The sequence below is a fragment of the Pseudomonas putida genome, from assembly GCF_002025705.1.
Lineage (GTDB): Bacteria > Pseudomonadota > Gammaproteobacteria > Pseudomonadales > Pseudomonadaceae > Aquipseudomonas > Aquipseudomonas putida_J.
In genome coordinates, this window is sequence record NZ_CP018846.1 from 1,081,443 (window position 1) to 1,094,533 (window position 13,091).

The following is a 13,091-nucleotide window of genomic DNA, read 5'->3' on the forward strand; positions in this document are numbered from 1 at the left end:
CGCTCAAGCCTGGTGCGATGCCTGTAGGAGCGGCCTTGTGTCGCGATAGGGCTGCGCAGCAGCCCCGGCGGTGCAGGCAGTGACGCTGAAACCCTGGGGCTGCTGCGCAGCCCTATCGCGACACAAGGCCGCTCCTGCAACAGGCAGTGCATTCCTGTGAATGAATCCGCAAGACCGGCCATGGGTGTCTACCACTTCCAAGGTGTCGAGGTGCTGGTGCCGATCAAATAGATCCAGCAGTTGGCCAAGCGTCGCATTGAGCCGTACCGTTGGCTGTTCGGCCATCGGTACACTCATCAGCGCTGGCAACTGCCGACTCTCCCGCACTCCCAACTCCTGTGGCCGACCCAGCAGGTAGCCCTGTACCAGGTCCACACCCATCTCGGTCAACACCGCCAGCTCTTCCGGCAACTCGATCCCTTCGGCAATCACCTGCGCTTTCGACGCCCGGGCAATCTGCAGAATGGAGCCGACGAACTCGCGCTTGAGCGGGTCGCGGTGAATGCCATCGATGAAATGGCGGTCAATCTTGACGTACTCCGGGCGCAGCTCCGACCACAGGCGCAGGCTCGAATAGCCCGCACCCAGGTCGTCCAGGGCAATGGAAAAGCCCATGTCACGGTAGTGGTGCAAGGCGTTGGACAGCAGTTGGAAATCGTCGGTAGGGGTCTGCTCGGTCAGTTCGATCACCACCCGGCCAGGTGCCAGCCCTACTTGCTCGAGCAGCTTGAGGGTGAGCCCGGAAGGGTAGTGCGGTTCCAGCAGCGATTCGGGCGAGATGTTGAGAAACAGCTTGCCGTCGAGCCCTTGCTCGCTGAAACGCCGGCATGCGCTTTCCCGGCACGCAGCCTCCAGTTCGGTGAGGTGACCGGCCTGGCGGGCAATGGCGAACAGGTTCAACGGTGAGTGCAGCGGGCTGTTGGACGGGCCACGGCTCAGGGCTTCATGACCGAACACACGCCGCTCGCTGACGCAGACGATCGGCTGGAACAGGCTGTGAATGCTGCGCTGAGCCAGAATGGCGCTCAAGGCACTGAGCTGTTCGGCGACGGTCATGACGGTATCCTGAAAATGAAAGGGCCGGGCGTTCGCACGCCCGGCCCCTCTATTTCACGACAGCGCTATGACTGTTTGATGACAGGTCACATTAATCTGCCATCACCGTCGCGGTGCCTTATTTCTTGGCTACCTTGGTGCTTGCGCTCAGGTAGTCGATCAGGATGCGCCCGGTCTCCGAGAGGTAGGCGTCGTCTTCCGGCTTGGTGTTTTCATCCTCGGCCGGCAGGGCGTCCTCGTCCTCTTTCTTCAGCTCCTTGAGTGGCTCTTCGCCCTTGGCCTTGCGACGGGTGTTCTCCAGTGCCAGTTGCTTGGCCTCGACGTCGTCGTGGCGGGCACGGCGCTCCTGCTCGTTGAGGCTGACGGTCTTCTCGTCCATCAGCTTCTTGGTCAGGGCCAGGCGGTCGCGGATGTAGATGAACTCCGCATCCTTGTCGCTACGTGCTTCATGCTGTGCCTTGAGCTGTGCCAGGAACGGTTTGAACGGGTCGGACGCCGGCTTGACCACCGGGCGGATGGTGTCCCACGGCATAGCCTCCGGCAGGGCGCTTTCGCCGATTTCCTTGGTGTCGATGATCGACGGGTAGTCGATATCCGGGAGCACGCCCTGGTGCTGGGTGCTCTGCCCGGAAACCCGGTAGAACTTGGCCAGGGTCAGCTTCAGCTCGCCATGGTTGAGGGGCTGGATGGTCTGTACGGTGCCTTTGCCGAAGGTCTGGCCACCGATGATCAGCGCACGGTGATAGTCCTGCATGGCGCCGGCGAAGATCTCCGAGGCCGAGGCAGACAGGCGGTTGACCAGCAGCGCCAGCGGGCCTTTGTAGAAGGCGCCCGGGTTTTCGTCTTCGAGCACGTCGACGCGGCCGTCGCTGTTGCGTACCAGTACGGTCGGGCCTTTCTCGATGAACAGGCTGGTCAGCTCGGTGGCTTCCTGCAGGGAGCCGCCGCCGTTGTTGCGCAGGTCGATGACCACGCCGTCGACCTTTTCCTTCTGCAGCTCGGTGAGCAGTTTTTTCACGTCGCGCGTGGTGCTCTTGTACTCAGGGTCACCGGCACGGTAGGCCTTGAAGTCCAGGTAGAAGGCCGGGATCTCGATGATGCCGAGCTTGTAGTCACGCCCGTCCTGCTTGAGCTTGAGCACCGACTTCTTCGCCGCCTGCTCTTCGAGCTTCACGGCTTCGCGGGTGATCGAGACGATCTTGCTGGTCTGGTCGCTTGGCGCATTGCTGGCCGGGATCACTTCCAGGCGCACTACCGAGCCTTTCGGGCCACGGATCAGCTTGACCACTTCGTCCAGGCGCCAGCCGACCACGTCGACCATTTCCTTGTTGCCCTGGGCGACGCCGATGATCTTGTCAGCCGGTGCCACCTGCTTGGTCTTGGCGGCCGGGCCTGCCGGCACCAGGCGCACGATCTTGACCTGGTCGTTGTCGCTCTGCAGCACCGCGCCGATGCCTTCGAGCGACAGGCTCATGTTGATGTCGAAGTTTTCGGCGTTGTCTGGCGACAGGTAGTTGGTGTGCGGGTCGTAGGACTGGGCGAAGGTGTTGATATAGGCCTGGAAGATATCCTCGGCACGGGTCTGGTCCAGGCGCGCCAGCTGGTTCTTGTAGCGCTTGGTCAGGGTTTCCTGGATCTGCTTCGGCTCTTTGCCAGCGATCTTCTGGCGCAGCACCTCGTCCTTGACGCGTTTGCGCCACAGGTCGTCGAGCGCGGCCTGGTCCTTCTCCCACGGGGCATCCTTGCGGTCGATCAGCAAGGTTTCCTTGGTGGTGAAGTCCATCTTGTCGACGCCCTTGGCCAGTTCGGCCAGGGCGAAGTCCAGGCGCTGCTTGACGCGGTCGAGGTAGCGCTTGTAGATGGTGAAGCCGGGGTCGAGGTTGCCGCTTTTGAGGAAGTCGTCGAACTGCGTCTTCCACTTGTCGAATTCGGCGATGTCGGCTGCGGTGAAGTAGCTGCGGGCCGGGTCGAGCAGCTTGATGTAGCTGTCGTAGATGATCACCGAGCGGGCGTCATCGAGCGGCGGCTTGCTGTAATGGTGGCGCTTGAGCAATTCCACCACGTTGAGGCTGGCGACGATTTCGTCACGATCCGGCTGCAAGCTGTCCCACTTGTTGGCGGCCGCCGCATTGCCGCCGAGCGTAAGGCTGCCCAGGCCAACCATCAGGGCCAGGGCGGTGCTAGGAAGGAAATGCTTCATGCTGATTCGACGTGGAGGCAATTGATCACGCATAGTAGGCCGTCTTTTCCGTTCGCCGGTTCCATCGGAGCCGGGCAAATACTGCAAAAAGCCTGAGGAGTGGCTCCTCAGGCTCAGTCTGTGATTCAACTATGGAGGCACTGTGAAGGCATTGCAAGGCGTTGACGGACATGTGGCCTGGGTCGAGGCCGAACGCCCGGCCTGTGACGCGGGCCAAGTGCGCATTCGAGTGGCTGCTGCGGGGCTGAACCGAGCCGATCTGCTGCAAATGAAGGGCTTGTATCCACCACCGCCAGGCGCCAGCCCTTACATGGGCCTTGAGTGCGCCGGGGTGATCGAGGAGGTTGGTGCCGGCGCTGACTGGCGTGTGGGCGACCGCGTTTGCGCGCTGCTGGCCAGCGGCGCCATGGCCGAAGAAGTGGTGGTCGATGCCCGCCATGTGTTGCCGGTGCCAGAGGGCCTGAGCCTGCACGAAGCGGCGGCGCTGCCGGAGGTGTACGCCACGGCGTGGTTGAACATCTTCCAGCTGGGCAAAGTGAAGGCCGGTGAAAAGGTGTTGGTGCATGCCGGTGCCAGTGGTGTGGGCTCGGCGGCGATCCAGTTGTGCAAGGCCTTCGGCAGCCCGGTATGGGTCAGCGTCGGTTCCCAGGACCGCCTGGACTACTGCATAGCGCTGGGCGCTGCGGGTGGCGTGGTGCGTAACGGGAACCTCGACGCACTGGAAGGCTTCGGGCCGTTCGACGTGATTCTGGACCCAGTGGGTGCCAGCTACGGCGAGCTCAACCTGAAGCTGCTGGCCCGTGACGGGCGTTGGGTGATCATCGGCTTGATGGGCGGGCGCAAGTTCGAACTGGACCTGGCCCAGGTGCTGGGCAAGCGCCTGGAAATCACCGGCTCGACCCTGCGCAACCGCGATGACGGCTTCAAGGCCGAGCTGCTGCGTGAATTGCAGCAGCAGGTGTGGCCGCTTTTTGCCGAGGGGCGGTTGTCGCCGCAGTTGGTCGATACCTACCCGGTCGAGTTTGCCCAGGCGGCGTATGCCGAGCTTGAGACCAATCAGGTATCCGGCAAGCTGGTCATGGTTATCGACCCGAACCTGGCTTGAATCCGCTGGGGCTGCTTTGCAGCCCTTTCGCGACACGAGGCCGCTCCTACAGGAAATCGCATCCCCCTGTAGGAGCGGCCTCGCCGGAGCGCCGGACCGGTCGGAAAGGGGCGCAAAGCGCCCCCATGGCCATCAGCTCCAGCTCAAGATCGGCCAGCCATTGGTCTCGGCATGCTCCCTGAGCACCGCATCCGGATTAACCACATGCGGATGATCCACCTTCAGCAACAGCGGCAAATCATTGCGCGAGTCGGAATAGAAACTCGCCCCCTCCAGGTTCTCCTGCTCCTGGTCCAGCCATTCCAGCAGCCGGGTGATCTTGCCCTCGCGGTAGGTCAACACCCCATGGGTCTTGCCGGTATACACCCCGTTCACCGCTTCCAGCTCGATCGCCAGGTACTCGTCCACCCCCAGCCGCGCCGCAATCGGCCCGACCAAATGCGTGCCTGAAGCAGAAATGATCAGGATGCGATCGCCCCGCTTGCGGTGCTCGGCAATGCAGCGGCAGGCGTCGCCGTAGATGATCGGCTCGATCACCTCTTCGACCCACGGCTCCACCAGGTGCTCGACTTCCTCCAGCGTGCGCCCGGCAATCGGCTCCAGGCTGAACGCCATGTAGTCTTCCATCCGCAGGTGGCCCTTGCCGTAAGCCTCCATCAGTTCATGGTCGCGGCGCAGGAATTCCTTGCCGTCGACCCAGCCCAGCCGGGCCATCTGTTCACTCCACAGCGACGCGCAGTCGCCGTGAATCAAGGTTTCGTCCAGATCGAAAATTGCCAGTGCCATGGTGTTGATTCTCCTTAGGCCACTTCGCGCAGCGCCGTGGGGTCGATCGACAGGGAAACCCGCTTGCCGTCGGCATGCAGGTCGCCAGGCGAACGGTTGAGCACGTCGACCACCAGTTCCACCTCACGCACTTGTACGCGGTAGCGGACGACGTTGCCAAGCAGGCTGTGACTGCGCACCTCTGCGTCCAGTTCACCGTTGACGCCCAGGGTGATCGACTCCGGGCGAATGGCCAGGCGGCCGGCTACCGGGCGCTGCAGCAGGCGGCTGGCGCTGTCGGCGTCAAGCAGGTTGTAGTTGCCGATGAAGCCGGCGGCGAACAGGTCCACAGGCGCTGTATAGAGGGTTTCAGCATCGCCGCTCTGGACGATGCGCCCCTGGTTCATCAGGAAGATGCGGTCCGACATTGTCAGTGCCTCTTCCTGGTCGTGGGTGACGAAAATGGTGGTCAGCCCCAGCTCGCGCTGGATCGCACGGATCTGCTCGCGCAGGTGCTTGCGGATACGCGCATCCAGCGCCGACAACGGCTCGTCGAGCAGCAGCAGGCGCGGGCGGGTGACCAGCGAGCGGGCCAGGGCCACGCGTTGGCACTGGCCGCCGGATAGCTGATGCGGGTAGCGCCCGGCGAAGTTGCCCAACTCTACCAGCGCCAATGCTTCGCGCACGCGCTGCTGGCTTTCATCGGCCTTGACCTTCTGCATGCGCAGGCCAAAGGCGACGTTCTGTTCCACAGTCATGTTGGGGAACAGCGCATAGCTCTGGAACACCATGCCGATGCCGCGCTTTTGCGGGCTTAGCGGCACGATGTCGTGGCCGTCGAGGAGGATCTTGCCACCGTCCACAGGGGTCAGCCCGGCGATGCAGCGCAGCAGGGTGGACTTGCCGCAACCGGACGGGCCGAGCAGGGTGACGAACTCGCCGCGTTCGATCTGGCAGTCGATGTTCTCGAACACCGGGCTGCCGGCGTAGCTTTTTTGCAGGTTCTGTACGCTGACGAAGCTCATGTCAGGTTTTGTCCTTGTTCAGGCGGTTGGCGACCCAGGTCAGCACCAGCACGAAGGCGAAGTAGGAGATCACCAGCGCGCTGTTGAAGTGGCCGCTGCTGTTGCGCATGTTGTTCAGGTACACCTGCAGGGTCTCGTAGCGGGTGCCGACCAGCAGGTTGGCGAACACGAACTCGCCGAACAGGAACGAGAACGACAGCAGCAGCGCCACCATCAGGCCCTTGCGCAGGTTCGGCAGTACCACCAGCAAGGCGGCCTGCCAGGTGCTGGCGCCGAGCAGCTGGGCGGCATCCATCAGGTCGCGCAGGTTGATCGCCTGCAGGTTGTTGGTGATCGCCCGGTACATGAATGGCAAGGCGATGGTGAAGTAGCAGCCGATGAGGATCCACGGCGTGCCGACCATCGCCATCGGGCCGCTGCCATAGAGCTGCAGCAGGCCCACCGATGACACCACCGGCGGCACCGCGAACGGCAGCAGGATGAGGATGTTCATCAATGCGTCGAGTTTCGGGAAGTGGTAGTGCACCACGAACAGCAGCGGCAGGATCAGCACCACCGACAGCAGCAGCGAGCCCAGGCACACCAGCAGCGACTGGCCGAACGCGGCCAGGAAGCGTGGCTCGCTCCACAGCGCGATGTACCATTTGAAGGTCAGGCCGCTGGGCAGCAGGCTGGCCGACCAGCTGGTGGCCAGCGAGTAGAGCAGGGTGCCGGCCAGCGGCAGCAGCAGGATCAGGAACAGCAGGTACACGACCACGCGGTGGTACAACCCGGTGGATGGCTTTTCAGCGCGCATGGTAGCTCCTCTTGAGCAGCCATTGATGAACCACCGTGACCAGCGTCATCAACCCCACCAGCACCATCGCCAGAGCGCTGGCCAGGTTCGGGTCGAGGCTGATGTCCCCGGCTACCAGGCCGGCAATGCGGATCGGCAGCACGTTGAAGTTGCCGGTGGTCAGGGCATACACGGTGGCGTAGGCGCCGAGGGCGTTGGCCAGCAGGATGACGAAGGTGCCGAGCAGTGCCGGGGCCAATACCGGCAGGCCGATATGCCGCCAGAACTGCCAGTGGCTGGCGCCGAGCAGCGCGGCCGATTCACGCCAGTCTTCGCGCAGGGCGTCGAAGGCGGGGTAGAGCAGCAGCACGCCGAGCGGGATCTGGAAATAGGTGTACACCAGGATCAGGCCGCTCTTGGAATAGATGCTGAAGTCTTCCAGCAGGCCGATCTGTTTCAGCAGCAGGGTCAGCGCACCGTTGAAACCAAGCAGGATGATGAAGGCGAAGGCCAGCGGCACTCCGGCGAAGTTGCTGGTCATGTTGGCGAAGGCACTGACGAAGTCGCGCAGCTTCGAGTCGACCTGGCGCAGCGAGTAGGCGCCGAGCGTAGCGATGACGATGCCGAACAGGCTCGACCAGAAGCTGATCTCCAGGCTGCGTTGCAGCGCCTGCAGGTAGAACTTCGAGGCGAACACCTTGCTGAAGTTTTCCACGCCCCAGCCCGCTTCCGATTGCAGGCTGTTGATGGCGACCCAGGCCAGCGGGGCGATCTGGAAGATGACGAAGAACACGGCGAACGGCAGCAGGCAGAGCAGGGCCAGGTAGCGGCCACGGTTGCCGGCCCTCACTTGAGCAGCTCCCGGCAGACGGTCTTGTCGTGTGCCGCACCGAGCAGCTCGCAGATGGTCCCGCACAGTTCGGTCTGCAGCGGCTTGGCGGCCGGGTCGAGGCTGAAGGCGTCGCCGAACACGAACAGCGGCACCTCACGCTCCTCGGCCAGCAGGCCGTTGTGCGAGCGGTCGTTGTTCATGCCGTGGTCGGCGGTGACCAGCACCTGGTAGCCCTCTTCGAGCCAACCCGGCAGGTAGTCGGACAGCAGGATGTCGGCGCTGCGCGCGGCATTGCGGTACTGGCTGCTGTCCAGGCCATGGCGGTGGCCGACATCGTCGATGCTCATCGGGTGCACCAGGAGGAAGTTCGGCGCATGCCGGCGACGCAGGTATTCGCCGTCGGCCAGCAGGTGCGAATCAGGGTAGCGATCGTCCCAGTAGAACAGGCCGTGCTGGATTGGCAGCTTTGGCGCATGGGTGTGGCGGTCGCGTTGCGGGTCGAAGGGTGAGCGGTTGTACAGCTCGCTCATCCAGTGATAAGCCGCCGCGGCAGTGCCCAGGTTGGCTTCGCGGGCATAGTGGAACACGCTGCGCTGGTTGGACAGGCGGTTGATGTTGTTGTGCACGATGCCACTGTCGATTGGTGCCACCCCCGTGAGGATGCACTCGTACAGCGGCCGTGACAGCGACGGCAGTTCGCATTCCACGCGGTACAGCGCGGCGCGGTCGGCCTCGACGTAGGCGTGCAGGTGGCCCATGGCGTGGTGGGCGACCTGATAGTTGAGGCCGTCGAGCAGGACCAGGATGACGTTGTGGCTCATTCAATACTCCGCAAAGGAACCGGGGAGGGCTTCGCCCTCCTTTCGCGACACAAGGCCGCTCCCACAGGGACAGCGAAAACCTCTGGGGCGACGCTGGCCCTGTGGGAGCGGCCTTGCGTCGCGATGGGCTGCACAGCAGCCCCGGGATGGTCCTGCCTTATTCCATCTCGATGATCACTTGCTCCTGCCACTTCTGTGGCAGTGCCTTGGAGGTCGCTTCCCAGGCCGCGGCATCCTTGATCGGCTGCGCTGCCTTGTACTGCTCGTTCGGCAGCAGCTTGGCCTGCACATCCTCCGGCAGCTTCAGGTGCTCGGCACGGATCGGCCGCGCATGCCCTTTGGCCAGGTTGATCTGCCCGGCGTCGCTGAAAATGTACTCGCGCGCAAGCTTCGCCGCGTTGGGGTGCTTGGCGTACTTGTTGATCACGGTGGTATAGCCCGAAATCACCGAACCGTCGGACGGGATCAGCACCTCGAAGCGTTTCGGGTCGATCTGCTCGCGGTAGCTCAGGCCGTTGAAGTCCCACACCACACCGACTTCCACCTCGCCCTTCTCCAGGGTCTGGATGGTCGGGTTGGCCAATGACAGGCGTTTCTGCTGGGCCAGTTTGGTAAACAGCTGCAGGCCAGGCTCGATGTTCTTCTCGTCACCTTTGTAGGCGATGGCCGCAGCCAGAACGCCGTTGGCGGCCTGGGCAGCGGTGCCGACGTCACCGATCGCGACCTTGTACTTGCCTTTCTCCAGGTCGTGCCAGCTGGTCGGGCGATCGCCTTCCTTGACCAGGTCCTTGTTGATGATGAAGGCGATGGTGCCGGTATAGGCCAGCGCCCAGTGGCCGTCCTTGTCCTTGGCCCACTCAGGCACCTGGTCCCAGGTGCTCGGCTTGTACGGCTGGGTCACGCCCTTGCTGGCGGCGATCGGGCCGAAGGCGGCACCGACGTCGCCGATGTCGGCGCTGGCGTTGTCCTTCTCGGCTTCGAACTTGGCGATTTCCTGGGCCGAGCTCATGTCGGTGTCGCTGTGCTTGAGGCCGTACTTGCTGGCCAGGTCGTCCCAGGTGCCTTTCCAGTTGGCCCAGGCATCGGGCATGCCGACGCTGTTGACGTTGCCTTCCTTGCGGGCGGCGTCTTCCAGGGCCTTGAGGTCGGGGCCGGCGGCCATCGCCGAGGTACACAGGGTAATGGCCGAGCCGAGCAGTGACGCCATGAACAACTTTTTCATCCGAAGCTCCTTGGGTGGGTGCCTTTAGCGATCGTTGTTATGAGTGAAGCTGTTATTGCTGACCGTTGGTCTAGGTCAGCAAAGCTTGAGCCAAGGTAGGCCGCTTGCGTGACAGTTTGATGTAGGGCAGGGCCAACACAGGCCTTGAAGCTACAGCGTAGACCACCCAATCACCCCGGCTCTGCTGGCTTGGCGCGTTTCTGGCAGTGCCTGGCCAAAGCCTTTGTCACAGGATGTTCATCAGCCCTGCCTAGGCTTGCACTATTCTCCAAAGGCCCCGTCATGGGGCTGGACTAGTCCAGATAGGTAACCTTTTGATGCAGTCGACGCCACCGCGTGCGGTAACAGCCATCTGCCATGCCCTGCAAGAGCAGATCGAGCACGGCCTGCTGGCGCCGGGCGGCAAATTGCCGGCTGAACGCAAGCTCAGCGAAGTGTTCGACACCACGCGCATCACCCTGCGTGAGGCGCTTGTGCAACTGGAGGCCCAGGGCTTGATCTACCGCGAAGAACGGCGCGGCTGGTTCGTCGCACCGCAGCGGCTGACCTACGACCTGATCGAGCGTAGCCATTTTCATGCGATGGTGCGGGACCAGGGGCGGGTGGCCATTACCGAGTTGCTCTCGGCGCGCCTGCAGCCAGCTTCGGCGGCGATCTGCGCGCGCCTGCAACTGCCGGCGCTGTCCAGCGTGGTGCGGATCTGCCGCTTGCGGCGCATCGATGGGCGGGCGGTGCTGTATGCCGAGCACTATCTGAACCCGAAGTACTTCCCCGGGATCCTCGATCAGGACCTGGCGCAGTCGCTGACCGAGATCTACGGGCGGGTGTATGGCATCCAGTACGGGCAGGTGTGCTTCGAAATCTTGCCGACCGCCTTGCCGGTGGAAGCGGCGGGGGCATTGAAGGTGTCGGTGGGTAGCCCAGGTTTGCAAATCACCCGGGTCAACAGCGACCAGCATGGGCACCTGATCGACTGTGACCTGGAATATTGGCGGCATGATGCAATCCGCATCCGCGCCCAGGCTGGCTGAGGTGTTGGATTCTTCGCGGGTATCCGCGCCCACAGGTACTGCACAGGTTCAAGGCCTGCGCAGCCTCTGTGGGAGCGGGCTTGCCCGCGAAAGGGCCCTAGCTGGAAGAACTCTTTTCTGCCATCCCGCCACCTCCGGCGGTGACCACCTGCACCGACAGGCGCGGCGTTGCCAGGTCCAGCCCGGCCGCATCGAGCTGGCGCTTCAGCGCCAGGTTGAATGCCCGTGACACTTCCCATTGCTTGATCGGCGCGGTCTTGAACCGTGCCCGCAGGATTGCCGAGCCCGACTCGAAACTCTCCACCCCCTGCAATTCCAGCGGCGACCAGATATTGCGGCGCATCAGCGGGTCGTTGCGCAGTTTCTGCCCCACTTCGCGGATCAGCGTGATCGCCTGGTCGATGTTCATGCTGTGCGGGATGGCCACGCGGAAGATCGCATAGCCGAACTCGCGGGAGTAGTTCTTGATGCTCTTGATCTCGCTGAACGGGATGGTATGCACGATGCCGTCGATGTCACGCAGGCGCACGGTACGGATGGTCAGGCCCTCGACCGTGCCCAGGTGGCCGCCGACATCGACATAGTCGTCGATCGCCAGCGAGTCTTCGATGATGATGAACAACCCGGTGATCAGGTCGGCCACCAGCGACTGTGCGCCAAAACCGATGGCCAGGCCGATCACACCGGCACCGGCCAGCAGCGGCGTGACGTTCATGCCCATGTTGGCCAGGGCGACGATCACCGCGATGATGAAGATCACCACGAACATCACGTTGCGGATCAGCGGCATCATGGTCTGCGCGCGGGCGTTGGCCAGGCCCCGGCGCGAACGCACCAGGGCATGGTGCACCGCGGTGTCGGCGAGGATCCACACCAGCCAGGCGACGATCAGTGTGCCGGCCAGGCCCAGCAGGCGCACGCTCACCTCATGGCCGTCACCCTCGGCGAAGCTGATCATCGACAGCCCCCACACGCGCAGCCCCAGTTCGATGAACGCCAGCCAGATGAACAGATGCACCAGCAGGTAGCCGAAGTTGCGCAGGCGCTCGGCGTACACCGCCTGGCGCTTGCTGGCGCGTTTGGGGTTGGCGGCGTGGCGGCGCACCAGGCCGTTGAGCACCATGCACACCACCACCAGCACGGTGCACATCAGTGACTGGCGCAGGGCGGTACTGGTGTCACCGGCTGAAATGAAGGTGGCGAACAGCGACACGGCCACCAGGATCAGCGCCGGCACGAACCAGAAACTGCCGAGGATCTCGATGGTGTCGCTCAGGGTGCGGCGGGTCAGGCGCCGGGCCAGCGGCTGGTTGCGGATCAGGTGGGCGATGGGCCGGCGGAAGCGCAGGATGAACAGGCCGGACGACAGCGCCGCAATGACATTGGCCAGTGTCGCCAGTGCATGGGCCAGGTGAGTACCCAGGGCGACCAGCATGCGCGGGTCGCTCATGGCCTCGCCAAAGGCGGCGAAGCTGCCGATCAGCCACAGCGGGCGGAAGGCCTGGTGGCGCAGGATGTGCAGGGCGCGGTGGCGATGGGGGCCGTCGAGCAGCGAGAAGGCGATCACGCAGATGGCCGAGAAACAGGTCCCGACCACCAGTGCATAGGCCAGTACCATGGCCAGCGACTTGCCCAGCGATGGAGGCAAGGCGAAGCTCAGGTACACGGTGAAGATCAGTGCCACCAGCCACGGCCCCAGCTTGCGCAGGGCAAAGCGCACCAGGTCCCAGGTGCGCGGGTGTTGTGGCAGTTCTTCGGTCAGGCCGAAACGCACCCGCACGCGGTGGCCAACCCAGTTGAAGGCATAGGCCAGCAGGCTCCATACCGCGATGACTGCGGCAAAGCCGAACAGGATGGCCGGCCACTGATGCACCGGCACGATCAGTTCGGTCAGTTCGGCCTGGGCCTGCTCGATTTCCTGCGACCAGCGGTTGAACGGGCTGGAGTCACCGCTGAACTGCTTTTCGAAGTCGTGCAGGGCGCCGCCGATCAGGCCCAGAACACCCTGTTCGACGGTGGGTTGCGATTGCTTGGTGGCGTCGCGCAGTTTCTTCAGGTCGGCCAGCAGCTTGGCGCGTTGCTGGTCGTTTTCGAGGTTTTTGATCACCTCGTCCAGCGACTTGCCCAATGGCTCGGTGGCTTCGGGCTGGGCGGGGGCGCTGGAGCCCAGCAGGCTGGGCAAGCCCGCCGCCTGTACCGGGGACATGAAGATGAACAGCAGCAGGGCTAGGCAACGCAGAAAGGCTGGCACCGGGAAAT

General features: G+C 63.5%; 11 protein-coding genes. 2 read left to right on the plus strand and 9 right to left on the minus strand.

All coding sequences use genetic code 11. The annotated features are described in order from the left end of the window. Positions 1 to 3: 3 nt before the first annotated feature. On the minus strand, positions 4 to 1,056 hold the full coding sequence (locus BUQ73_RS04990) for an EAL domain-containing protein (protein ID WP_079226915.1): 1,053 nt from the start codon (positions 1,054 to 1,056) through the stop codon (positions 4 to 6). A 118-nt stretch (positions 1,057 to 1,174) separates the two neighbouring features. Further along, positions 1,175 to 3,256 (minus strand): carboxy terminal-processing peptidase, encoded by a 2,082-nt coding sequence (locus BUQ73_RS04995; RefSeq protein WP_177331622.1) that lies wholly within the window; start codon positions 3,254 to 3,256, stop codon positions 1,175 to 1,177. A 142-nt stretch (positions 3,257 to 3,398) separates the two neighbouring features. Between BUQ73_RS04995 and BUQ73_RS05000 the strand changes: the two genes are divergently transcribed. Continuing rightward, on the plus strand, positions 3,399 to 4,361 hold the full coding sequence (locus tag BUQ73_RS05000) for an NAD(P)H-quinone oxidoreductase (protein ID WP_079226916.1): 963 nt from the start codon (positions 3,399 to 3,401) through the stop codon (positions 4,359 to 4,361). Positions 4,362 to 4,493: 132 nt separating this feature from the next. On the opposite strand, the gene BUQ73_RS05005 is transcribed toward BUQ73_RS05000, so the two are convergent. From BUQ73_RS05005 to BUQ73_RS05030, 6 genes are all read right to left on the minus strand, one after another. After that, complete coding sequence (locus BUQ73_RS05005; protein WP_079226917.1) at positions 4,494 to 5,147, minus strand: HAD family hydrolase; 654 nt, start codon at positions 5,145 to 5,147, stop codon at positions 4,494 to 4,496. Positions 5,148 to 5,161: 14 nt separating this feature from the next. Beyond that, entirely contained in the window at positions 5,162 to 6,151 is a 990-nt protein-coding gene (locus BUQ73_RS05010; protein ID WP_079226918.1) for an ABC transporter ATP-binding protein, read from the minus strand. A gap of 1 nt (position 6,152) precedes the next feature. After that, on the minus strand, positions 6,153 to 6,947 hold the full coding sequence (locus BUQ73_RS05015) for an ABC transporter permease (protein ID WP_079226919.1): 795 nt from the start codon (positions 6,945 to 6,947) through the stop codon (positions 6,153 to 6,155). Next, complete coding sequence (locus tag BUQ73_RS05020; protein ID WP_079226920.1) at positions 6,937 to 7,776, minus strand: ABC transporter permease; 840 nt, start codon at positions 7,774 to 7,776, stop codon at positions 6,937 to 6,939. The genes BUQ73_RS05015 and BUQ73_RS05020 overlap by 11 nt, the downstream gene beginning before the upstream one ends. Further along, a complete protein-coding gene (locus tag BUQ73_RS05025; protein WP_079226921.1) occupies positions 7,773 to 8,579 on the minus strand; it encodes an alkaline phosphatase family protein in 807 nt (268 codons plus the stop codon). The genes BUQ73_RS05020 and BUQ73_RS05025 overlap by 4 nt, the downstream gene beginning before the upstream one ends. 157 nt (positions 8,580 to 8,736) lie before the next feature. Further along, a complete protein-coding gene (locus BUQ73_RS05030; protein WP_027918145.1) occupies positions 8,737 to 9,801 on the minus strand; it encodes an ABC transporter substrate-binding protein in 1,065 nt (354 codons plus the stop codon). A 317-nt stretch (positions 9,802 to 10,118) separates the two neighbouring features. Here BUQ73_RS05030 and BUQ73_RS05035 point away from each other — a divergent pair, with 317 nt between their 5' ends. Further along, positions 10,119 to 10,832: a UTRA domain-containing protein gene (locus BUQ73_RS05035; protein WP_079226922.1), complete on the plus strand. Its 714-nt coding sequence runs from the start codon at positions 10,119 to 10,121 to the stop codon at positions 10,830 to 10,832. Positions 10,833 to 10,929: 97 nt separating this feature from the next. Here the strand turns inward: BUQ73_RS05035 and BUQ73_RS05040 are convergent, their stop codons facing one another. Next, positions 10,930 to 13,083, minus strand: a complete 2,154-nt coding sequence (locus BUQ73_RS05040) for a mechanosensitive ion channel family protein (RefSeq protein ID WP_079226923.1) — start codon at positions 13,081 to 13,083, stop codon at positions 10,930 to 10,932. Positions 13,084 to 13,091 lie beyond the last annotated feature (8 nt).